Raw genomic sequence first — 22,051 nt, 5'->3', positions numbered from 1 at the left:
ATGTTTTAACGCTAGCATGTAACTTTGGTTACCTCTATTTGATGACGATTAACATAAGCTTCGAGAGCAGATTCAAGTCCCGCTAAAGTATTTTGTGGTACTTCAGCACGAATCAGCACCTGCTCTGAAAAATCGGTTTGCACAACCTCGGCCTGCGCCTCTTTGAGCAGGTATTCTACCTGTTTTTGTAACTCATAAGCACAGGTAAGATCAATTTTCTGAGTATAAATACGAGAGCCGAGAGTGATTTGATCGATAGCTTGTTTAACTGAACCGCCATAGGCGCGGGCCAGTCCACCAGTTCCCAATTTAGTGCCACCATAATAGCGCGTAACGACTGCGGTAATATCTCCAACATCACTATGCTGTAAGACATTTAGCATGGGCATACCGGCAGTGCCGTTGGGCTCGCCATCATCGGAGCAGGCTATTAATGTTGTGCTCGCCGGATTACCGACGATATAAGCCCAGCAATGATGGGTGGCATCGGGTTCGGTTTGGTTGAAATGGTTTACAAAGGCTTTGGCGTCTTCAACAGTTGGCGTAAATGCCAATCGGGCGATAAAGCGACTGCCCTTTATCACTTCCTCAAACGAAAACGGGTGCTCAACACTATGTTGAGGCACCCGATAACCGGCAAGTTCTTTCTTTACGGCATCCGACATTAGTGGATATTAATCCAGATGCTCGCGAGTAAGATTGCGAGGGCCTGTTGCAGTGACCAGCACTTCATCTTCAATACGAATACCGCCGAAAGGCTTAAACTGTTCAATCTTGTCCCAGTTAATGGTTTTGCCATGTTCGGTTTGCTTCAGATCACCCAGCAAGGAGTCGATGAAATAAAGGCCGGGTTCAATGGTCAGAATGTTGCTGACTTCGATATCGCGGGTGTTGCGCAGGAACGGGTGTGCCTTAGGTGGCGGAGCTGGATCACCTTCTACATTAGCCTGGTGACCACCCACATCATGTACCTGGAGACCAATGTGATGCCCCAGCCCGTGCGGGAAGAAAGTCGATGTAACGCCTGCTTCAACCATAGACTCTGGCGACATATCACAGAATTTGTATTTATTGAGTAGCTTGGCTATCTCATGATGGGTTTCAATGTGCAGATCAACGTAGGATTGACCACTGACCACCTTATTACAAATACGCTGCTCTAATGCATCCATATCACCAATAAGCTCGGCAAACTCATTCTGCTCATAAGCATAGGTGCGTGTAATATCCGCGGCGTAATTGTTATATCGAGCACCGGCATCAATCAGGAAAGTTCGGTGTTGCTGCGGCGCGGTATTGTTATATAAGGTGTAGTGTAAAATAGCGGCGTGTTCGTTGAGAGCAACGATACTGCCATAAGGCAGTTGATGTTCAGCGTGACCGGTTGCTAGCAAATACGCCAAATGAATCTCAAGTTCCGAGCCATTCTTAAAGAACATATCGCGGGCAGCCATGTGGCCCACGGCAGCACGCTTGTTGGCACGTGAAACACACTCAATCTCATAGTCAGACTTGATCGCTCGGTGCCAGTTAATTTCGTTCATGAAATAACCGGGATTAACGGCTGTGAAACCATCTTCGTCAAAAGGACGCCCCATTTCTCCAATATAAGCGACATTACCCGTAGTTGGGACGTGCGAAAGCACTTCATCTTTAGTCCGGGTCATCACAATATCAAAGTGCTCAACCCAGAAGCCTTCCGGATCACCGGCAACATAGTGCCAGAAATCAACAGGTTGGTAGTAACAGAGCTTACGTGTACCATCCGCAGAGATGATCAGGACGCTATCGTGAAGATCATCCAGGGGGACAAAGCTATTAAAATGGAAATTGGACTTGAAGGGATACGACATGTCATCGAGGAAGATGCCATGCTGTGAGCCAGCCGGAATGACCAGGTGATCGAAGTCATGATTTTCCATGGCTTTTTGGTAGCGCTGAGTAACAACATCAATATGATGCTTGAATAAAGGCGCCAACGAAGAATCGTGCATAAAGTTTCCGATTGTGGTTAATCAATAGTGGCACCATTATTCCAGAAATCACGCCCGATCAGAAGGGTAGTCGGGGGCTTTCGTTTCCGATTAAACTTCGCTATGATTGGTCAGACCAGAAGTTTGAATTGTGTCTGCTGACCTCCAGCAGTACACTGGTTTCCTTTATTTTAGCGATTGAGATGTGCAAACTAGACTCACCCGCTAGAACAATTACCGCCAAAGCATTTCTTGCTAAAGATTGGCAGCCAGCAATGGAGATTAAGAATGATATTTGAAGGTCAATCGATTCAATGCAGATTGCACCCTACCGGGATTGCTGAAGTCTGTTTTGATAATCAGAAAGAGTCGGTCAACAAATTCGACCGCGCCACCTTAGAAGAATTAAGAGACGTTATTAAACTGCTGAATGATAACTCTGATGTAAAAGCAGCCATGGTTACTAGCGGCAAGCCCGTGTTTATTGTAGGCGCAGATATTACTGAGTTTTTAAGCTTGTTCGCCTTGCCTCGCGAAGAACTGATGAAGTGGACAGTCGAAGCGAACTCAATTTTTACCGGTTTTGAAAATCTACCATTCCCAACAGCTGCCGCCATTAATGGTATTGCTCTGGGTGGCGGTATGGAAATGTGCTTAAGTTGTGACATGCGTATCGCGTCTACTAAAGCGCAGGTAGGATTGCCAGAAACTAAACTAGGTTTGATTCCTGGATTTGGCGGTACGACCCGTCTACCACGAGTGATTGGTGCAGATAATGCTTTTGAGTGGATTGCAGGTGGTAAACCAAGCAAACCGGATGCGGCATTGAAAATCGGTGCGATTGATGCGGTGGTTGATGGCGACAGTTTATTTGCGGCAACAGAAAGAATGTTGCTCGAAGCTATAAAAGGAAAACTGGATTGGAAAGGCCGTCGTGCAGAAAAGACTGGCCCGCTTAAACTTAACAAAATTGAAGCAACCATGTCCTTCATGACTTCTAAAGCTTACATCGCAGGACAGGCAGGCCCACACTACCCGGCTCCAATTAAAGCAGTAGAGGCAATTGAAAAAGGTGCAGGCTTACCGTTAGAAGAAGCGATTAAATTTGAACACGAGGCCTTTATTGATGTGGCTCTTAGTCCGCAAGCTTCGGCGTTAATTCGTTTATTCCTCAATGATCAGGTACTAAAGAAAAAAGCCAAGCAAGCGTCTAAAGCGAAAGATGTTGATGTGAAGGCAGCAACGGTTTTGGGTGCAGGCATTATGGGTGGCGGTATCGCTTACCAGTCCGCTTCGCGTGGTGTCCCGGTGATTATGAAAGATATTCGCCAGGAAGCACTTGAGCAAGGTATGAATGAAGCCATTCAGTTATTCGGTAAGGGTGTTAAATACGGCAAAATCAGCACCGAAAAAATGGCGCAGGGCATTGCCAGCATCAAACCAACCTTAAGTTACGATGAAATCAAGCATACCAACATTGTTGTTGAGGCGGTGGTTGAAAATCCGAAAGTTAAAGAAGCGGTGTTAAAAGAAGTGGAAGGGATGATGCCAGAAGACGCAATCATTTGTTCGAACACATCAACTATCTCAATTGATCGTTTAGCGGGTGCTTTGAAACGCCCAGAAAAATTCTGTGGTATGCACTTCTTCAACCCGGTACACAAAATGCCATTGGTGGAAGTGATTCGCGGTAAAGATACATCGGAAGAAACCATTGCCAGCGTGGTGGCTTATGCCAGCGCAATGGGAAAATCGCCAGTAGTAGTTAACGACTGCCCAGGCTTCTTCGTAAACCGCGTACTATTCCCTTACTTCGGTGGTTTCACCAAACTGTTACGTGATGGTGCTGACTTCCAGCAAGTGGATAAAGTCATGAGTAAAAAGTTTGGTTGGCCAATGGGTCCGGCATATTTGTTAGATGTCGTGGGCATGGATACAGGAAAACATGCTGCTGAAGTGATGGCGGAAGGTTTCCCGGATCGTATGAGCAAAGAAGAAAAAGATGCAATTGATGTGATGTTTGAAAATGATCGCTATGGCCAGAAAAACGGCAAAGGTTTCTATGTGTATGGAACAGATAAGCGAGGCAAACCAACTAAAGAAGCCGATCCAAAAGCTTATGACTTGTTGAAAGAAGTCTGTCAGGACAGCAAAGAGTTCAGCGATGAAGAAATCATCGCGCGCAACATGTTGCCAATGATTATTGAAACTATTCGTTGTCTGGAAGAAGGCATTATTGCCAGCCCAGCGGAAGGTGATATGGCACTGATATATGGTTTAGGTTTCCCTCCTTTCCGTGGCGGTGTATTCAAGTATGTTGATGATAACGGCATGCAAACGATTGTTGATCTAGCCAATAAGTACAAGCATTTAGGAAAAGCTTACGAGCCAACCGAAGGCATGTTGGCGATGGCTAAAGACAACAAAAAATTCTACAACGCATAACCAGAGGGGAAAGAGAAATGAATGAAGTAGTAATAGTTGATGCCATTCGTACCCCAATGGGGCGTTCGAAAGGTGGTATGTTTAGAAATACTCGTGCCGAAGAATTATCGGCTCGCTTAATGCAAGGTTTACTGAATCGTAACAGTGCGCTTGATCCGGCCGATGTTGAAGATGTGATATGGGGTTGTGTCCAACAGACTTTAGAGCAGGGCTTTAATATTGCGCGAAATGCGATGCTTAAAACCAGTTTACCGCATACGGTAGCAGGACAAACCGTTAATCGTTTGTGTGGTTCATCGATGCAGGCGTTGCATACCGCTGCCCGTTCAATCATGGTTGGCGACGGTGATGTTTTTATTATTGGCGGTGTCGAACACATGGGACATGTACCAATGAATCATGGTATCGATTTTGACCCAGAATTGGCCAAGTACACAGCTAAAGCATCAGGCATGATGGGCCTAACGGCAGAAATGCTGGCGATTATGCATAAAGTGTCTCGTCAGGAGCAGGATGAGTTCGGCTACCGTTCGCATCAGTTGGCGCATAAAGCGACTATCGAAGGTCGTTTCAAAAAGGAAATTCTGGCAATGGAGGCGCATGATGAAACAGGAGGCCTTCGTTTGTATGATTTCGATGAAGTGATTCGTCCGGAATCAACCGTCGAAGATATGGCAAAGCTTCGCCCTGTATTTAATCCAAAAGATGGTACCGTAACGGCAGCAACTTCTTCTGCAATCTCGGATGGTGCAGCAGCCATGTTAGTCATGTCACGAGAGAAAGCTGATGCGTTAGGTTTAAAACCGATTGCCAAGGTTGTGTCTATGGGTGTCGCAGGTTGCGATCCCTCCATCATGGGTTTTGGTCCAGTGCCAGCGGTCAAGAAGGCGTTGAAACGCGCTGGAATGCAGTTGTCAGATATTGATCTATTCGAATTGAATGAAGCCTTCGCCGCACAATCAATCGCCGTATTGGATGGATTGGGTATGCGTGATAACTGGCAGGATAAAGTTAATCTTAATGGTGGCGCAATTGCGTTGGGTCATCCGCTGGGCTGTTCTGGCGCGAGAATCTCAACGACGCTGTTACGATTGATGGAAGATAAAGATAAAGAGTTTGGTATATCAACCATGTGTATTGGATTGGGACAAGGTATTGCCACTGTGTTCCAGAGGTTGAATTAAACTTTAATTTTAAAACTTAAAAGGGCTCCTCATGGAGCCTTTTTCTATGGAGAGATATAAAGTAGCAGCAGGTTAGCACCAAAAGAAGGCATTTAATTGAGTTAAGCCGAAAAAAAGGAATAGCTATTCAAAACAGGAAGTGTTGAATAGTAAAATATGGACAGATGACCGAATAAATCCCTTTAGGGAGATAGAGGGATTTTACGGCACCCAAGGGGGTGGAACCTGCGTTAAATGCCTATGGTTTTGCTAAGATTAGTAAATTGATCATGCCCTAGGGGTGCATTGCCAGCCTGCTAAAACGCAGAGATACATTAAGGCTTGTTTTTGAGTTTTTTATCCGGGGTGTTCTCTTTGCGTTGACTGTCAAAGAATATACTGCCTGTTACTCCGGCCAGTCCAAAGAGAAATATCAGTAGTGATACCAGGATTACGATTATCCACTCGAATATTGTCATGGGGCACCTCCTGTGCTTTTTTCTAATATTGACCAACTTTAACTAAGTTGGCAACTAAAAGAATGTAAAAGTATGAGACTAGTCTATACTGTCGTGAGTGAATCAAAGGTGAACACAGCAGGAGAAATGTGATGGAGTCGAATTGTCAGAAGATAACAAATGTGATCGTAGTCAAAAATTTGGACAAAGGAATACTTTTTTGGGAAAACTTGGGTTTTGAGATTGTCACATCTGTCCCACAAGATGATGAAATTGGTTTTGTAATTTTGAGTAATGGCAAAGCTGAAATTATGTATCAAACCACGGCTAGTATCGAAGACGATATTAATGAAACGTTACCAGAATCAAAAACGTTTTTGTTTGTCGAAGTTGAGGATATAAAAAAGATTCAGAAAGCCTTACAAAATGAACAGCTATTAATTCAAGAAAGGGAAACTTTTTATGGAGCAACCGAAACGATTTGTCTTGATCCTTATGGCAATTGGGTTTGCTTTGCTCAGTTCAAGGCTGAAGAGAAGTAACTAAAGTTAAGTTACAGTTAGTCGGCAAATAATGACTTAAGCATTGAAATATTATCCGTTGCTAATTGTTCCTGTTCTTCTTCGGTTAATGGCTTGCGTTTAGCATCCCAGTCGAGATCGTCTTGAGGAAGCTCTTCAAGGAATCTGCTGGGTTCGCAAGTCATAACTTCCCCGTATTTGGAACGTTTTTTACATAATGTAAAGGTTAGGGTGCGTTGGGCGCGGGTAATACCGACGTAGGCGAGGCGACGCTCTTCTTCTATATCGTCGTTTTCAATACTGGATTTGTGTGGTAGAAACTCTTCTTCCATGCCCACCAGGTAAACATGATTAAACTCCAAACCTTTGGCAGCATGCAACGTCATTAACTGCACTTCGTTAGACTCTTCTTCTTCTTTCTCGTTACGATCAAGCATGTCGCGTAACATCAGGTTGGCAACAGCGGCTGCGAATGGATTTGGGTCGTTAGAGTTACCTTCTATCCCTTTTTCTACCCAGCCTAATAACTCCTGAATATTATTCCAGCGGAACTCAGCAGCTTTGGGAGTGCTGGAGGTTTCATGCAGCCAGGAGTGATAGCCAATTCGGGCAACCATGTCATGAATAACACCAACGCTATCACCACGCTCTGCGTTATCGGAAGCGCGAGAAATTAAGTCAGAGAAACGACGAACATTATCTAGGCCTTTGCCCTGTAAATGTTGCTCAAGTCCAATTTCATGACAGGCAGCAAATAGGCTGATGTGACGCATCTGAGCATAGGTGCCGAGTTGTTCAAGGGTTGTTGGACCAATACCTCGCCGCGGTGTGTTGGCAATGCGCAGAAAAGCATTATCATCATCTGGATTGGTGAGAAGTCGCAGATAAGCCATAATGTCTTTAATTTCAGAGCGGGCAAAAAATGAAGTACTGCCTGAAATTTTATAAGGCACGCTATTAGCAATTAAAGTTCGTTCGAAAACCTTAGACTGGTGATTGCCGCGATACAAGATGGCGAAGTCAGAATAGCGGCCATTTTTAGTGCGCACTTTGCGGCTGATAATTTCAGTAACAACTTTTTCGGCTTCAGCATCTTCGTTTGGACAGGTAACCACTCTTAGCGGATCACCATAAGGTTTGTCTGACCATAACTTTTTGACAAACGCGTGCGGATTGTTATCAATCAAGACGTTGGCGGCCTTAAGGATTCGACCATATGAGCGATAATTTTGCTCGAGTTTAATGACTTGAAGATGAGGGTAATCTTTGGCCAGTTGATCAAGGTTTTCGGGGCGAGCGCCACGCCAGGAATAGATCGACTGATCGTCATCACCAACCACGGTAAAATGGCCAAACTGACCGACTAGGTGCTTAATCAATTCATATTGGCTGGTATTGGTATCCTGATATTCATCGACTAATAAGTAACGAATTTTGTTTTGCCATTTCTCGCGTACTTCAGGGTCATCGCGCAATAACAAAGTCGGGATTAAAATTAGATCATCAAAATCGACCGCATTATAGGCTTTCATGCTGCGAGCATATTTTTCATACACTTTAGCAAAAATAAGTTGCTCTTGATCCTTGGCCTGATTGGATGCTTGCTCAGGAAGGATCAGTTCATTTTTCCAGGCGGAGATTTGTTGTTGCAGCCTAAACAAAAGTTGTTTGTCGCTTTCCGCTTCTTTAAAGCCGAGGTCTTTGATAAGAGCCAGTGAATCCTGGTCATCGAAGATGGTAAAGTTGGATTTCATGCCAAGCTTTTTATATTCACGACGAATGAAATTTAAACCAAAGTTGTGGAAGGTCGAAACGGTTAAACCTTGAGTGGCATTAGCTCCCGCTAACTTACTGACGCGTTGTTTCATTTCGCGAGCAGCTTTGTTGGTAAAGGTCACGGCAACAATGTTGCGAGCAGGAATGGCTTTTTCTTTGATCAGGTAAACCATCTTGCGGGTGATAACACTTGTTTTACCACTGCCGGCACCGGCCAACACCAGGATTGGTCCCTGGGTTGCTAAGAGTGCTTCGCGTTGTTTATCGTTAAGTTGTGGTAAAGACAAAGTTGCAGGACGATTAATCAAAACTGGCGGCAAGTTTAGCAAGTCGCCGCCAGCAAAGACAATGGAAAATCAGAAAATCGGAAGACAATAAATGATCAGTTGGCGTCTTTTTCAACAAACAGAGGTAGTTTCAAATAGTTACGTCCGTTAGACTCCGGATCGGGTAATTCTGCTGCTCGAATATTGAGCTGAACAGAGGGATAAATCAAGCGCGGTACCGCCAACGTTGAATCACGCTTAGTACGAATTTCGACAAAGGCCTGTTTATTATTATGGGCCTGCTGCAAATGAACATTGTCTTTCATGTGAACAACGCTAATACCCGTTTCTGGCTCACGACCATCCGGATAGTCGTGACATAACCAGAGTTTGTGGTCATCTGGGAATGAAATCAGGAATTGCAGGCTATCAAACAGCTTTTCGGCGTCGCCACCAGGAAAGTCGCAACGCGCAGTTCCGGTATCAGGGTGGAAGAAGGTATCGCCAATAAATAGATTGCCCTCAATCAAGTAACTCATGCTGTCGTTAGTATGTCCTGGAGTCGGGTATGCGGTGAAGCTATAGGAGCCAAAGGGGAGCTCTTCTCCACTTTTCATCAAGCGGTCAAATTGACTACCATCAATTGGCATATCAATATTAAAGAAGTCACTAAAGTGGCTTTGAACTTCTTTAATTCCCGCGCCTATGACTATTTGGCCACCCACAGCCTGTTTAATATGCTGAGCTGCAGAAATGTGATCGGCGTGGGCATGAGTTTCCAGAATCCATTGTAAGCTAAGAGAGTTTTGTTTAATGTAATCAATAAGTTGGTTAGCCGATTGGTAGCTGACCTTGCCAGAGCTTAAATCAAAGTCCATGACTGGATCGATAATAGTGGCTATTTGTTGATCAGGGTCAATAAGGAGATAGCTCCAGGTGCCAGTATCATCATGATAGAAGGATTTAATTTCGATAGACATGCTATATTAAATCAATAAATTTGTTAACCAGCATAGATTATTGTTTGAACATTAGCAAATACTAATCTACAATATATTAGATATCTCTAATAAAGAGTTTAAATGGAAGGTCCTATGAAACAATTTCTGCTTACGTTCTCAATGACGAAACCCAAGTGGGTTTTCATCATTACATTGCTGTTAACGGCAATTACTGGAGCCATGATCCCGAATATTGTAGTGGATACGGATCCAGAGAATATGTTGGCCGAAGACCAGTCGTCGCGTGTCTATCATAATGAAGTAAAGGCTCGCTTTGACCTGTACGACATTATTGTAGTGGGCGCAGTCAATCACGGCGAGAAGGGAATTTATAATCCTAAATCATTGCAGGCCATAAAGCAGTTAACCGATGGAATCGCCGAGATTGATGGTGTGGTTGCTCCAGACATGATGGCTCTATCAACCGTGGACAATATCAGCCAGGAGGGCCCTGGTACGATACGCTTTGAGTGGTTAATGAATGAAGCGCCGGAAAATCAACGCGAAGCAGATTGGATTAATCAGCAAGTGGAGCGTCTGCCATTACTCCAGGACACACTGGCTTCCGGAGATGACAAGGCAACAGCGATTTATGTGCCGATATTGGATAAAGATGAAAGCTATCGTATTTCACAAGAAATCGAAGCTTTAATAGGTCAGTTGGATTCAGACGATGAATATCACATTACTGGGCTTCCGGTGGCCGAAGATACATTCGGTTATCAGATGTTTGTGCAGATGGGTATTTCTGCGCCATTGGCTGCTTTGGTGATCTTCATATTAATGTGGGTCTTTTTCCGCAACTTTAAATTTATTGCAGCGCCAATGATTATCGCGATGGCGACGGTAATTATCACTATGGGCTTATTGATTGGTATGGGCTTTACCGTGCACATCATGAGTTCAATGATACCGATCTTCCTGATGCCGATAGCGGTAGTCGATTCGATTCACATTATGTCGGAATTTTCCGACAACTATAAACCAGGTCGCGATCGCAAAGAAGTTATCAAGGAAGTCGTTGGGCATTTATTTACCCCAATGTTGTTTACCAGTGTCACCTCAGCGGTCGGTTTCTTCTCACTGTTGTTAACGCCGATTCCGCCAGTGCAGATTTTCGGCGCTTATGTTGGCTTCGGTATTTTATTAGCTTTCTTACTAACTATTATTTTTATACCAGCCTACTTGATAGCGTTGAAACCAAAAGCATTAGCATCATTACAAACCGAAGCTAAGCAAAAAAGTGCTCTACAGAATGTATTACAGAAAGTGGGTAAAGGTAGTCTGGCAGCCAGTAAATTAGTTACGGTGTTTTTTGTTGCAGTAGTTGCGTTAAGTGTCTGGGGTATTACTCAGATCCAGATAAATGACAACCCGGTACGATGGTTTAAAGCGGACCACAAAATTCGGGTTGCGGACAAGGTTTTGAACGAGCACTTTGCTGGAACCTATGATGCGTATTTAGTGCTAGAGGCCGATGAAACAGCAGCTAAAGAAGTCTGGATGAGCTCTGTTGAAAAAATCAAAGATCAGGCTCTGAAGCAAGAAATTGAGTCGGTCATGCAGAATGACAACCCTATAACGACTCAGTTGAATCAGGTAATGATGCTGCTAGAAGATAAGTTGTTTGATGCGGATAATGAGCAGGCAGAAATGTTAGAAGATTTGATTATGCAGGCGGATGAGGCGCGCATAAAAGTGGCATATTTCCAACAGCCTGAGATATTGCATGAGATAGAGCAACTGCAAGCCGCATTAGCCGAAAGTGGCTATGTTGGAAAAAGCAACTCATTGGCAGATGTGGTTAAGACGGTGACCCGTGAACTGAAAACCGGTCAGAAGAAAGACTTTGTCATACCAGAAAGTCAAAATGGTGTGGCGCAAGCATTGATGCAATATCAATCATCGCATAGACCGCAAGATTTATGGCACATGGTGACCAAAGAATACAGTTCAACAGCAATCTGGTTGCAGCTGACCAGTGGTGACAATCAGGATATGACGCAAGTAGTAGAGTTTGTTGACCAATACTTTGCTGATAATCCATTACCGGATGGAGTCAAAGCACAATGGGCAGGTAAGAGTTATCTGAACATGGTGTGGCAGGATGAAATGGTTAAGGGTATGTTAGACAGCTTGATGAGTGCCTTTGTTGTTGTGCTATTAATGATGATAATTCTATTCCGCAGTGTGCTGTTTGGCGTGCTGGCAATGTTGCCACTGAGTATAACGATACTCTTTATTTACGGTCTGATTGGCTGGGTGGGTAAAGACTATGATATGCCGATTGCGGTTTTATCATCATTGACACTTGGGCTGTCGATTGACTTTGCGATTCACTTTTTGGAGCGCTCAAGAGAGATCTTTAAACAGACCGGCGACTTTAAACAAACCATGGTTAAAATGTTTGAAGAACCAGCATCGGCAATCAGCCGCAACGCGATTGTGATTGCGATAGGCTTCACCCCGTTATTATTCGCGCCATTAGTTCCCTACATTACAGTAGGATTCTTCCTGGCGACCATTATGGCTGCATCAGCAGTGGTAACCCTGGTCTTATTGCCAGTGGCATTAAAAGCCACTCGTAAATGGGCATTTAAACCTGAAGACCAGGCCAAAATTTGAGGAGGCTTTTATGAAAAGCTTGCATAGCAACATGAAACACAAACTACTATCGTTTTTAGTAATGGGTATGGTTTTACCAATCTTGATGGTTGGTGCGCAGGCAGCTGAAACTGAAAATTCTTTGACTGTTGAAGAGATCATAAGTCGAGCAAATACAGTGTCATATTATGCTGGTGATGATGGGCGTAGTGATGCACGAATGATGATCATGGATAAAGACGGTAATCGTCAGTTGCGTCAGTTCGCCATTTTACGAAAAGACATCGAAGACGAAGGGGACCAAAATTTTCTGGTGGTATTTAGTCGACCATCGGATGTTCGTGGCACAGTATTTTTAGTCAATAAGCACGTCGACCGTGACGATGATCGTTGGCTGTATTTACCAGGCCTTGATTTGGAGAAAAGAATTTCAGCAGGTGATAAACGCACCAGTTTTGTCGGTTCTGACTTTTTCTATGAAGATGTGTCTGGACGTAACCCGGCATTAGATAACCATGAATTACTGGAAGTATCCGACACGGCCTACATAGTAAAAAACATACCGCTAGATAAGTCGAATGTTGAGTTCGCCTACTACATAGCAAACATCAACAAAGAAACCTTTTTACCGATGACGGTTGAGTATTATAACGACAAAGGTGAAGTCTATCGTCGTATGGATGTAGCTGAAGTTGAAGAAGTACAAGGCATTCCAACAGTGATGAAATCTAAAATTTCAAACCTTGAGACAGGCAGCGTGACCTTTATGGAATTCCGTCGTCCGGTTTATAACATTGGTGTGCCAGAGGATGTGTTTACATCACGATCTTTAAGGAATCCACCCCGTGAATGGCTTGAAGCTGAGAAAGAGTAACGGAACTTAGTAAGGATAAATGATGAGTACTAAAACTCAAGTTTTGAAATGGTTAATTCTGGGTGGTGTCGTAGCCATCCAGGGACTACCTGTCAGCATGGCTGCTGAAGAAGATGATGAGTGGAGTGACGTCTGGGAAGAAGACTGGGACGACGAAGAGTCTTCAAAGTGGTCTTGGGCTGGCTTTGTAGAAGCAGGTTTTGGTCAAAGATTGCAAACCGATCCTTTATTTAATGACAAACAAACATTGAACGAAGTTCGCGGACATATAGAAACAGATTATGCCGGTGACGATGTAACTTTTTCATTCCGTGGTGACACCTGGTATGACGCTGTTATTGATGAGATGGAGTTAGATATTCGTGAGTTAGCCTGGAGTTTTTCAGCGTTCGGCAATACCGACTTTAAAATCGGTCGACAAATCAGCACATGGGGAACTGGTGATCTGGTCTTTCTAAATGATTTGTTTCCTAAAGATTGGCAATCATTTTTTTCGGGACGAGAAGATACCTACTTAAAGGCTCCGGCAAACTCAGTCCGTATCACCAGCTACTTTGATGCCGTCAATGTGGATTTGGTATGGACGCCAGTGTTTGAAGAAGACCGTTATATTAATGGTGAACGCTTTTCACTCTTTAATCCTATAGTCGGTGACAATATAGGTGGATCTGACGTAGTCAATCCTGTGGAGCCGGATGAAAATTTTGGAAATAGCGAAATAGCATTACGTTTATACAAAAACGTGGAAGGAACCGAATATGCGTTATATGGCTATCGAGGATTCGATAAGCAGCCTGTTGGCATAACCAATAGTTTCCAACCAACCTTTCACCGCAAAGACATTGTAGGCGCCAGTGTGCGCGGTAGTATCAGTGATGGTTTGTACAATCTAGAAGTGGCTTACCACGATGCGGTAGAGGATAGTAATGGAACAGATCCTTTGGTAAAAAATTCGCAATGGAGGTTTTTGGCAGGGTATGAGTCAGAAGTGGCAACACGATTAACGCTGGGATTGCAATATTATCTGGAATGGACACAGGATTATGATGAGTTAATTGCTAATTCACCATTTCCTCAATACGAGAGTGAAGAAAAACGTCATCTGCTGACCACTCGACTAACCTATAGAACAGCAAAAGATACATTTATCTGGTCGCTGTTTGCATTTTATTCGCCAAGCGATGATGACAGTTATTTACGCCCCAGCATGAATTACCGACTAAGTGATGAGTGGTTATTTACGGTGGGGGCAAACCTATTCAATGGACAAGAAAGACATACTTTTTTTGGCCAGTTTGAAGATTCAAGTAACGCGTATGTACGCATGAGATATCAATTTTAGGAGTGCATCCTATGAAACAGAAAAAAATGACCGCGGAAAGAGTACTGATGGCTTTCGCTGGTTTTATGGTTCTATTATCAGTAGTCCTTACCTGGTATGTTCATCCTTACTGGTTGTGGTTAACGGTATTTGTAGGTGCGAATTTATTCCAGTCAGCATTTACAGGATTTTGCCCGGCCATGATGGTGATAAAGAAATTAGGGTTTAAAACGGAAAGACAGGCAGCAACAGGAAATTAGTTGGAGCCGAGGTGATAATAACTTAGTAGGGCGCACCTATTGTGCGCGCTGGGCTACTGTAAAATACTACTTTGTAGTATGCTTAAAAAAGGGCAGGGTATTGGCCTGCCCTTACTTAAGCTGTCATAAAACGGCGAAAAATTTAAGGCTTAATAAGCTTCCCGCCGCTTTCAGCCCATTGCTTAACCCCGCCAGCAATCGAGAAAACATTCTTAAAACCAATCTGCTCAAGAGCATGAGCACAACAAGCAGAACGTCCGCCACTTGCGCAATAAATATAAACCGGTTTGTTTAATATCTCGTCTTCAGATAAGTCCTTAACTTCAGGGTGATTGAATAATTTAAATTCCAACACACCACGAGGAATCGGCAAAGCGCCCTCGATAATACCTTCGGCATGTTCTGTGGATTCACGAACATCAATAACCAATGCATTGGAGCAATCGGTGTTTTTAAAGTCGTCGACTGAGATTTCTTTAATATTCTGTTTGATGTTTCCAATATAGTTTTGTAAACAAGGTTGCATTAACATGTCTCCTGACAATAAAGCTCATGTAGTAAATGAATAATACGAGAAACTTCCGTAGAGGCTAGCGAGTAATAAATTGTTTGTGAGTGGCGACGGGTAGTGACCAGATCACTTTTACGGAGAAGAGCCAGATGTTGCGAAAGAGCTGACTGACTCAGTTGCGGAAGCAAATCATTGAGCTCACCAACCGACAGTTCCTTTTCAAGCAGAATGCAAAGGATCATCAGCCTTTGTTCATTCGATATATTTTTGAGTAATTTTGCTGCTTCGGCAGAATGCTTCTGCATCTCATCGGTAAAAGCCATGGTATTGGACGTCGCTGGTTCGCTCATAATCAAATTCTGCCCTAATCTACACTAATGCGCAATTGACTGACTCTACAAAAGAGAAAGTCATACAGGTGAAAAGTCATTTAAGGTTTTTAATTGTGGTTGCTGTTTTTTGGGAATAAAGTCGCCCGTTGCAGAATTGAAGTCATAGTCTTGTGACCATGATTCAGCATTTTCAACGACTTGCCTTAGAGCATCAACAATCGAGTGCGCCTCATCGTTATGATTGGTTGGGTGCAGTGAAACACGAACCCAGCCCGGTTTGTCGGTTAGATCACCTTGGTCAATTTTATTGGTGATTTCATGACTTTGTAGTTGATCAACATCAAGCAACAAATGGCCATAAGTACCAGCGCATGAACAACCACCACGGGTCTGGATTCCGAACCTGTCGTTGAGCAAGCGAACAATTAAATTATGATGAATACCAAGTACATAAAAAGAGACGATGCAAAGACGCTCCTTTTGTGTGCCTTCAAGAATGCGAACATCAGGAATTGAAGAAAAACCGTCTAATAATATTGTCGCAAGTTCTGCTTCTCGAGCCTGAATGTTATCAACGCCCATCGCATCTTTAAGTTTAAATGCCAACGCAGCTTTGATAGTTTGTAAAAAAGCGGGTGTGCCGCCATCTTCGCGGGCTTCAATATTATCGAAGAAACGATGCTCGCCCCAAGGGTTGGTCCACGACACAGTACCGCCCCCCGGCTGATCCGGCACCTTACAGTCATACAGCTTCTCATCAAAGATCAAAATTCCGCTACTACCTGGGCCACCTAAAAACTTGTGGGGCGAAATAAAAATAGCATCCAGTTTTTTTTCTGGATCAGATGGATGCATATCCATATCCACATAAGGCGCTGAAGCAGCAAAATCGACAAAGCATAAACCATTATGCTGATGCATGATTTTTGCCATTTCATGGTAGGGCGTTTTAATTCCCGTCACATTACTGCAGGCAGTAAAAGAACCAATCTTAACCAGACGATCCTGATACTTTTCAAGCAGTTCGCGCATATGACCTAAATCGGGACGGCCACTCGAATCAGAACGAATAATCTCCAAAGTCACTTCGCATTCGTGCCAGGTGGTTTGGTTGGAGTGATGCTCCATGTGGGTGACCAGTACCAGAGGTTTTTCATGTTCCTGAATATCTAACCGTTCGCGCCACTTTTCAGGAACGCGCAAACCCAACATGCGTTGGAACTTGTTAATCACTAAGGTCATTCCCGAACCGGCAGCTATCAGCACATCACTATCAGCGGCATTAACATGACGCTTAATGATCTGTTGCGCATCATGATAGGCATTGGTCATGGTGGTGCCAGTCAGTGTGGTTTCAGTGTGGGTATTGGCTACATAAGGGCCTAAGGTATTGATAATAAAGTCTTCAATCGGACGATACAGACGACCGCTGGCCGTCCAGTCAGCGTATAAGATCGAATCGCCATTCGGCGCAGCGTCGTAACTATGGTTCTCGCCAATGATTCCTTGACGGAATGGCGCAAAATGTTCAACAAGGTTCATTATAGGAATAATCGTCTGACAAAATATGCAAAGAAGCTAATATAAACAGGGAAAGACGGATAAGCAAGTAACTGCTAGGCATTAAGTCACTGGCTAGACCAATTAAGAGATATAACGTAGTTTGTGCCTTGGCACACCGGTATGTCTTTACTCGCAAACCTCACGGCAACTGCGATAAATAGCGTTCTATCTTTCGATAATTTAAGGTTTCGCTGATATGTTGAGGTTGAATAAATTCCTCATTCGATAAATCCGCAATGGTTCGCGACACTTTAATAATCCGATGATAAGAACGTGCTGACAGATTGAGCTGCTCCAGGGCTTTATTCAAAAGCAGTTTCGCAGAATCGGATAACTGACAATGATCATCAATTTCACCGGCCTGTAATTGCCCATTGAGTTTGCCCTGACGTTGATACTGAGCCGATTGGCATTCAATAACACGTTGACGTAAAAACTCGCTGGTTTCTCGTGGCTTGGTATCTTTAGGTTTTCCATTAGTTAATTCCTGCTGACTGAGAAGCGGCACTTCAACCTGCATATCGATACGATCTAAAAGCGGCCCCGAAATTTTCCCCAAATAACGACGAATAACATCGGGGGAACAGCGACAGGCACCTTTCGGATTCCCGTAATGACCACAAGGGCAGGGATTTGTGGCAGCAAGGAACATAAAATTTGCCGGATACTCTGCCTGTTGTGCCGCGCGTGAAATAGTAACCTTGCCGCTTTCCAATGGCTCGCGCAGATTGTCCAACACCTGACGCGAAAACTCGGTCAGCTCATCGAGAAATAAAACGCCATTGTGCGACAGGGAAATTTCGCCGGGCTTGGGATGACTGCCGCCACCAATTAATGCAGGTGCAGAACAGGAGTGGTGCGGCGCACGATATTTGCGTACAAAAAACTGGCTGGCATCAAAACCAAAATGACTGACCGAATAAATGGAAGCTGACTCCTTGGCTTCCTGTTCCGTCATGGGTGACAGAATGGTTTGCATCCGTGAGGCAAGCATACTTTTACCTGTCCCCGGCGGACCAATAAATAACAGATGATGCTTTCCCGCCGCCGCAATGGTCAAAGCGCGCTTGGCCGACTCCTGCGCAATGACATCCGACATATCCATATCAAAGTCGTAATCATTTACTACGCCATTATTAATACATTCGGGCAAAGGCGTGTTGCGCATCAACGACTGACAGACATCCAGCAAGTGCTTGGCATGGACCGACTGCACCGACGGCACCAAACCCGCCTCTGCAGAATTCGCTTCTGGCACAACCAGCGTTCGATTATCCTCAGTGCAAGCCAGCGCCACCGGCAAAACTCCTTTAACCGGACGCAATTCACCAGTCAAAGCCAGTTCACCAATAAATTCATAATTAGACAAATAATCAGAGGGTAACTGGCCCGAAGCAGCTAAAATACCGAGCGCAATCGGCAAGTCAAAACGACCACCTTCTTTGGGTAAATCTGCTGGGGCAAGATTGATCGTGATACGTCGGGCGGGAAATTCAAAGTTAGAATTGATAATCGCGCTACGAACCCGATCCTTACTTTCCTTAACCGCCGCCTCCGGCAATCCAACAATATTCAAACTCGGTAGACCGTGCGACAAATGCACCTCAACAGTAACTAATGGCGCTTCGATTCCAACCCCGGCGCGGGAATACACAATAGCGAGAGACATAAATATCCTTATTTAATTTATAGGTGATCCAATGGGCTTTTAACGGCATTAGCACCTTTATTCATAACATGAGTATAAATCTGAGTGGTTTCGACACTTTTGTGTCCAAGTAACTCCTGAACCGTGCGAATGTCGTAGCCATTTTCTAGAAGATGTGTAGCAAACGAGTGCCTGAACGTGTGGCTAGAGGCATGTTTGGTAATTCCTGCTTTGCGAAATGCAAAACTAAGAGATTTGCCAATTGTCCTTGGATGGCGGTGATAGGTTCGTCTAACTCCTGTGATTAAATCGGGAGGGCGAGTAGATGAAGGGAAAACAAATTGCCACTTGTAATCATAGTGAGCGTTAGGGAATTTTTTTCCCAATGACTTAGGAAGATGTACACCATTCCAGTCCGGGTCAGCTTTAAGCTGTCGAAACTTTTCTTGCTGTACACGAAGGTGTTCAACCATTACATCATGTGAATGAGAAGACAAAATAGTTACTCTATCTTTGTCACCTTTGCTGGCACGAACCGTAAGTGACATAGAAGCTATATCAATATCTTTAATTCTAAGCCGTAGTGCTTCGGAAACTCTTAGACCACTGCCATAAAGCAGGCTGGCAATTAATTTAGCTTCCCCAAATAAGTGAGTAAAAACCTGTTCGATCTCCTGCCTTGTGAAAACAGTTGGTAATCGCTTAGGTTTACTGCTTCGTTGAATTCCTTCAAGTTGACCCAGAGGGTTTTGAATGATGTTCTTATATAAATAAGCAAGAGCATTTAGAGCCTGCTTTTGAGTATTGATAGCAACATTACGTTTGTTCGCTAAATAGTTTAAAAAAGAAACGACATCCTTTTCAGTGAGATTCTGAGGGTGTTCATAGCGATGAAATCGAATAAAGTCCTTTATCCAATAAATATAAGCTTTCTCAGTTTGATAACTATAATGATTTAAACGGAGTTGTTGTCTGATACTGCTAATAAAGGGCGAACTAGCCATATAACGTTCCTTGTTATTGATGGCTAGATAATAAGTAAGTACTTAGTAAATGAAAATATGGTTATTCGCAAACAGCGGTGAGAAATAGCTGATAAAGCTACCTGTTTTGTCTGAAATATACGGGATATACCGAATTTACCGTCCGCTTATCCCCTAACTATCCATAAAATAGACACTTGTAAAAAAAGACCAATGATAATAAAGTCTTACGAATCAATTCGTATAATAAAATGTTAGTCGGTAGGTGTATGTCCAAAAATCAGAGATTGGTGTTTCTTCTCCGAGATAAACTAGGGCACGTAGATGGTTCGAATTTCGACGATGAAACCCTTACCGATGTCCCCAAGAACACAGTTTTGCTGAGTCTAGAAAATGCGGATGTGTCAGATCTAGGAATTGAATTGTTACCCGATTTACCGCATTTGCGTTGTATCGATCTGGATGGGACTCAGGTTACTGACAAGGGGATGAAGCGTATTGCGGCGTTCAGAAATCTTGAGGAAGTCTGGATTGAAGGGACTCAAGTTTCCGATGCGGGGTTGAGCGTTCTTTACCCATTAACGAACCTCAAGTTCATCTCGGTTATGGATTGCGAGCACATATCCGACGAAGCGATCGAGTGTTTAAGGGCGGCGGTTCCAGGAGTCGAAGTGCATTGATAGACGTTCACCGACTAACAAGAGAATCAAGCCGACCAATTTTCCGCTTCCGCTCCAAATTGGCGGCTTATTCAAAGCGTTAGGTTTGGTCGTGACGAAATCCGACTATCAAAAAATTAAAACGCTGATCTCTTCGCAAATCCGCGAATTTGTGCTCGGGTTCGCGGCGTCAAAGGAAAACCGTGGTGTCTATGCACTTGCTTTGGATGTTAACGAGGACTACGGTGACGCAATAGTGTGTGTTAACACTGAGGAGAGCCTGAGTAAAAGGGTAAGCTCCGTGTACACCGGTTATTCCGAAGATGAGATAGGAGGCATGTCTGGCATTCGATTTAATCCTGGCGAATTCGAATTTTCTCGGGTTTTAGATTTGGGCAATTTTCAGAAAGCGTACGAGAAAAAAATTGAGTCTCTTAAGACAGAAGCATCTGTTCTGCGAAGTCAAGAAAAGCTCTCAGAAACGGTCGCTGAAGCTCTCTTGGAGTCAAGAGGCACCTTCAATATTCTAGATACTACTGAAGATTTCATTTTTTATCATTGTTTTCACGATTCATCGCATGAGCAATCGCAGCGCTTGATTTTGAAGACCGTTGATCGAGCATCCTTCGACAAGTGCTTTCCCGAAATAGCTGAATACGAGAAGCTTCAAAACGAGATTTCTAATAAGAAACAGTCTGAACAAGTAAAATTTTGGCTCTCGCTCATGCGCGCTCATGCCCTTAACCGGCCAACGAAGTATTCTAGAATCTATTTTCAATCCCATGGGCCTTGGGACATAGAAGAAGAGCTCGCCTCAATCGGACCCATGGTGGTTTCACCAGTTATCGACCTTCTCAAAGAGCTGACACCTATGCCACCCTTCAATGAGAAAGGAACTGCCGAATTCGCCGAAGATGGCGCCATTTCTCGAGCCTGCAGTGTTTCATGCGATCTACTATTGACGCTAAGAAAACTGGGGCACGTCCCTGAATTCGCGGTAAGATCGCTGACTGAGATTCTTTCGAGTCTAGTCAGGAACGCAAGGGCTGCGCCACCAAATGAGCCAGTTTCTTTAGTAATTCCAAATATCGCGAGGGCTCTTCACGTGCTTCGCCCAGATCGTTTTCCGCCAGAGCAGCTTGCTAAAGGCAACAGAATAGAAAATATCGATGACTATCTGGCTCGAACCTAACCAGGCGCTCAACTCCGTTCCGGCCCTGCGGGCCTACACCGGACGCAGCAAAGCTGCGCCGCTTAGCTATTCGTTAAGGTGTAAGTACGGGCTACATAGCAAACTATGCAGCCCGTTGTAGACTAAGCGCCGTGTCTACCGTTACTCCTTGTTTTTGTCGGCGCAGGGTTTGCGAGGACGTTTTCCATGGTCATTTGGCACTGCAGCCAACACGCCAGCCACTTTCTTGCAGGTGGCTTCTAAGGTCTCACCATTGGGTGCTTCAAAGCTCACAGCGTCACCTTCAATATAACCTTCACAAGCGGCTACCGCTTCTTCCGGTGGGCCATGGCGTTTGCCGGACTCTGACGGATGTGCCATGGCACTAGTCATGCTAATGGTAGCCAGTAGTGCGAACCCGCTTAAACAAATCTTAATGTTAGTTTTCATAATGTTACCTCTTAATTAATGGTTAGGGGTGATAATGGCTGGCAATCTACTGCTGACCATTACCTGATATTC

20 protein-coding genes are annotated in these 22,051 nt (G+C 44.1%); 10 read left to right on the top strand and 10 right to left on the bottom strand.

Annotation, left to right across the window (positions count from 1 at the left end):
* Positions 1–11: 11 nt before the first annotated feature.
* Together ACN0VI_RS01730 and pepQ are read right to left on the bottom strand one after the other, a co-directional pair.
* Positions 12–665: a YigZ family protein gene (locus tag ACN0VI_RS01730; protein WP_417445562.1), complete on the bottom strand. Its 654-nt coding sequence runs from the start codon at positions 663–665 to the stop codon at positions 12–14.
* A gap of 9 nt (positions 666–674) precedes the next feature.
* A complete protein-coding gene (gene pepQ, locus ACN0VI_RS01725) occupies positions 675–1,994 on the bottom strand; it encodes a Xaa-Pro dipeptidase (protein WP_417445561.1) in 1,320 nt (439 codons plus the stop codon).
* Between the two features lie 11 nt (positions 1,995–2,005).
* Here pepQ and ACN0VI_RS01720 point away from each other — a divergent pair, with 11 nt between their 5' ends.
* The 4 genes from ACN0VI_RS01720 to ACN0VI_RS01705 all read left to right on the top strand — a co-directional run bounded on the left by ACN0VI_RS01720 (position 2,006) and on the right by ACN0VI_RS01705 (position 6,581).
* Positions 2,006–2,272 carry a hypothetical protein gene (locus tag ACN0VI_RS01720; RefSeq protein WP_417445560.1) on the top strand — a complete coding sequence of 89 codons (267 nt, stop codon included), beginning with the start codon at positions 2,006–2,008 and terminating at the stop codon, positions 2,270–2,272.
* Positions 2,262–4,418: a fatty acid oxidation complex subunit alpha FadB gene (fadB, locus tag ACN0VI_RS01715; protein WP_331892219.1), complete on the top strand. Its 2,157-nt coding sequence runs from the start codon at positions 2,262–2,264 to the stop codon at positions 4,416–4,418. The genes ACN0VI_RS01720 and fadB overlap by 11 nt, the downstream gene beginning before the upstream one ends.
* 17 nt (positions 4,419–4,435) lie before the next feature.
* A complete protein-coding gene (gene fadA / locus ACN0VI_RS01710; RefSeq protein WP_331892218.1) occupies positions 4,436–5,602 on the top strand; it encodes an acetyl-CoA C-acyltransferase FadA in 1,167 nt (388 codons plus the stop codon).
* Positions 5,603–6,221: 619 nt separating this feature from the next.
* The gene (locus ACN0VI_RS01705) at positions 6,222–6,581 is read left to right on the top strand and encodes a VOC family protein (RefSeq protein WP_331892217.1); all 360 of its coding nucleotides are present in this window, start codon (positions 6,222–6,224) and stop codon (positions 6,579–6,581) included.
* 17 nt (positions 6,582–6,598) lie between these two features.
* Here ACN0VI_RS01705 and rep read toward each other — a convergent pair whose 3' ends face one another.
* Both rep and ACN0VI_RS01695 read right to left on the bottom strand, forming a co-directional pair.
* The gene (gene rep, locus ACN0VI_RS01700; RefSeq protein WP_417446558.1) at positions 6,599–8,623 is read right to left on the bottom strand and encodes a DNA helicase Rep; all 2,025 of its coding nucleotides are present in this window, start codon (positions 8,621–8,623) and stop codon (positions 6,599–6,601) included.
* Between the two features lie 95 nt (positions 8,624–8,718).
* The gene (locus ACN0VI_RS01695) at positions 8,719–9,582 is read right to left on the bottom strand and encodes an MBL fold metallo-hydrolase (RefSeq protein ID WP_331892215.1); all 864 of its coding nucleotides are present in this window, start codon (positions 9,580–9,582) and stop codon (positions 8,719–8,721) included.
* 114 nt (positions 9,583–9,696) lie between these two features.
* Between ACN0VI_RS01695 and ACN0VI_RS01690 the strand changes: the two genes are divergently transcribed.
* The 4 genes from ACN0VI_RS01690 to ACN0VI_RS01675 are packed head-to-tail and all read left to right on the top strand — an operon-like array spanning position 9,697 to position 14,662.
* Positions 9,697–12,228, top strand: a complete 2,532-nt coding sequence (locus ACN0VI_RS01690; protein WP_417445559.1) for an efflux RND transporter permease subunit — start codon at positions 9,697–9,699, stop codon at positions 12,226–12,228.
* Between the two features lie 10 nt (positions 12,229–12,238).
* Positions 12,239–13,081, top strand: coding sequence for an outer membrane lipoprotein-sorting protein (locus ACN0VI_RS01685; RefSeq protein WP_417445558.1), 843 nt, complete (start codon positions 12,239–12,241; stop codon positions 13,079–13,081).
* Between the two features lie 22 nt (positions 13,082–13,103).
* Positions 13,104–14,423, top strand: a complete 1,320-nt coding sequence (locus tag ACN0VI_RS01680; protein WP_417445557.1) for a hypothetical protein — start codon at positions 13,104–13,106, stop codon at positions 14,421–14,423.
* A gap of 26 nt (positions 14,424–14,449) precedes the next feature.
* Entirely contained in the window at positions 14,450–14,662 is a 213-nt protein-coding gene (locus ACN0VI_RS01675) for a DUF2892 domain-containing protein (protein ID WP_417446557.1), read from the top strand.
* Positions 14,663–14,804: 142 nt separating this feature from the next.
* On the opposite strand, the gene ACN0VI_RS01670 is transcribed toward ACN0VI_RS01675, so the two are convergent.
* The 5 genes from ACN0VI_RS01670 to ACN0VI_RS01650 form a co-directional block, all read right to left on the bottom strand.
* Complete coding sequence (locus tag ACN0VI_RS01670) at positions 14,805–15,188, bottom strand: rhodanese-like domain-containing protein (RefSeq protein WP_331892210.1); 384 nt, start codon at positions 15,186–15,188, stop codon at positions 14,805–14,807.
* A complete protein-coding gene (locus tag ACN0VI_RS01665; protein ID WP_417446556.1) occupies positions 15,188–15,496 on the bottom strand; it encodes an ArsR/SmtB family transcription factor in 309 nt (102 codons plus the stop codon). The genes ACN0VI_RS01670 and ACN0VI_RS01665 overlap by 1 nt, the downstream gene beginning before the upstream one ends.
* 87 nt (positions 15,497–15,583) lie before the next feature.
* A complete protein-coding gene (locus tag ACN0VI_RS01660; RefSeq protein ID WP_417445556.1) occupies positions 15,584–17,047 on the bottom strand; it encodes an aminotransferase class V-fold PLP-dependent enzyme in 1,464 nt (487 codons plus the stop codon).
* A 160-nt stretch (positions 17,048–17,207) separates the two neighbouring features.
* Positions 17,208–18,737, bottom strand: coding sequence for a YifB family Mg chelatase-like AAA ATPase (locus tag ACN0VI_RS01655; protein ID WP_417445555.1), 1,530 nt, complete (start codon positions 18,735–18,737; stop codon positions 17,208–17,210).
* Between the two features lie 17 nt (positions 18,738–18,754).
* On the bottom strand, positions 18,755–19,720 hold the full coding sequence (locus ACN0VI_RS01650) for an integron integrase (RefSeq protein ID WP_417445554.1): 966 nt from the start codon (positions 19,718–19,720) through the stop codon (positions 18,755–18,757).
* 248 nt (positions 19,721–19,968) lie between these two features.
* Here ACN0VI_RS01650 and ACN0VI_RS01645 point away from each other — a divergent pair, with 248 nt between their 5' ends.
* The gene (locus ACN0VI_RS01645) at positions 19,969–20,379 is read left to right on the top strand and encodes a hypothetical protein (protein WP_417445553.1); all 411 of its coding nucleotides are present in this window, start codon (positions 19,969–19,971) and stop codon (positions 20,377–20,379) included.
* 91 nt (positions 20,380–20,470) lie between these two features.
* Positions 20,471–21,550 carry a DUF4303 domain-containing protein gene (locus tag ACN0VI_RS01640; protein ID WP_417445552.1) on the top strand — a complete coding sequence of 360 codons (1,080 nt, stop codon included), beginning with the start codon at positions 20,471–20,473 and terminating at the stop codon, positions 21,548–21,550.
* Between the two features lie 141 nt (positions 21,551–21,691).
* On the opposite strand, the gene ACN0VI_RS01635 is transcribed toward ACN0VI_RS01640, so the two are convergent.
* On the bottom strand, positions 21,692–21,979 hold the full coding sequence (locus ACN0VI_RS01635; RefSeq protein WP_417445551.1) for a hypothetical protein: 288 nt from the start codon (positions 21,977–21,979) through the stop codon (positions 21,692–21,694).
* Positions 21,980–22,051 lie beyond the last annotated feature (72 nt).

The sequence above is a fragment of the Kangiella sp. genome (assembly GCF_048265365.1).
Taxonomy (GTDB): Bacteria; Pseudomonadota; Gammaproteobacteria; order Enterobacterales; family Kangiellaceae; genus Kangiella.
Note: the sequence above shows the minus strand (reverse complement) of the source record. Positions and strands in the feature narration are given on the sequence as shown.

Bases quoted from the DNA above. Each gene is read 5' to 3' on its own strand.
- ACN0VI_RS01645 (WP_417445553.1), top strand. From the start codon at position 19,969: ATGTCCAAAAATCAGAGATTGGTGTTTCTTCTCCGAGATAAACTAGGG.
- ACN0VI_RS01730 (WP_417445562.1), bottom strand. From the start codon at position 665: ATGTCGGATGCCGTAAAGAAAGAACTTGCCGGTTATCGGGTGCCTCAA.
- ACN0VI_RS01680 (WP_417445557.1), top strand. From the start codon at position 13,104: ATGAGTACTAAAACTCAAGTTTTGAAATGGTTAATTCTGGGTGGTGTC.
- ACN0VI_RS01660 (WP_417445556.1), bottom strand. From the start codon at position 17,047: ATGAACCTTGTTGAACATTTTGCGCCATTCCGTCAAGGAATCATTGGC.
- pepQ (WP_417445561.1), bottom strand. From the start codon at position 1,994: ATGCACGATTCTTCGTTGGCGCCTTTATTCAAGCATCATATTGATGTT.
- ACN0VI_RS01690 (WP_417445559.1), top strand. From the start codon at position 9,697: ATGAAACAATTTCTGCTTACGTTCTCAATGACGAAACCCAAGTGGGTT.
- ACN0VI_RS01665 (WP_417446556.1), bottom strand. From the start codon at position 15,496: ATGGCTTTTACCGATGAGATGCAGAAGCATTCTGCCGAAGCAGCAAAA.
- fadA (WP_331892218.1), top strand. From the start codon at position 4,436: ATGAATGAAGTAGTAATAGTTGATGCCATTCGTACCCCAATGGGGCGT.
- ACN0VI_RS01670 (WP_331892210.1), bottom strand. From the start codon at position 15,188: ATGCAACCTTGTTTACAAAACTATATTGGAAACATCAAACAGAATATT.
- fadB (WP_331892219.1), top strand. From the start codon at position 2,262: ATGATATTTGAAGGTCAATCGATTCAATGCAGATTGCACCCTACCGGG.
- ACN0VI_RS01655 (WP_417445555.1), bottom strand. From the start codon at position 18,737: ATGTCTCTCGCTATTGTGTATTCCCGCGCCGGGGTTGGAATCGAAGCG.
- ACN0VI_RS01635 (WP_417445551.1), bottom strand. From the start codon at position 21,979: ATGAAAACTAACATTAAGATTTGTTTAAGCGGGTTCGCACTACTGGCT.
- ACN0VI_RS01650 (WP_417445554.1), bottom strand. From the start codon at position 19,720: ATGGCTAGTTCGCCCTTTATTAGCAGTATCAGACAACAACTCCGTTTA.
- ACN0VI_RS01685 (WP_417445558.1), top strand. From the start codon at position 12,239: ATGAAAAGCTTGCATAGCAACATGAAACACAAACTACTATCGTTTTTA.
- ACN0VI_RS01675 (WP_417446557.1), top strand. From the start codon at position 14,450: ATGACCGCGGAAAGAGTACTGATGGCTTTCGCTGGTTTTATGGTTCTA.
- ACN0VI_RS01695 (WP_331892215.1), bottom strand. From the start codon at position 9,582: ATGTCTATCGAAATTAAATCCTTCTATCATGATGATACTGGCACCTGG.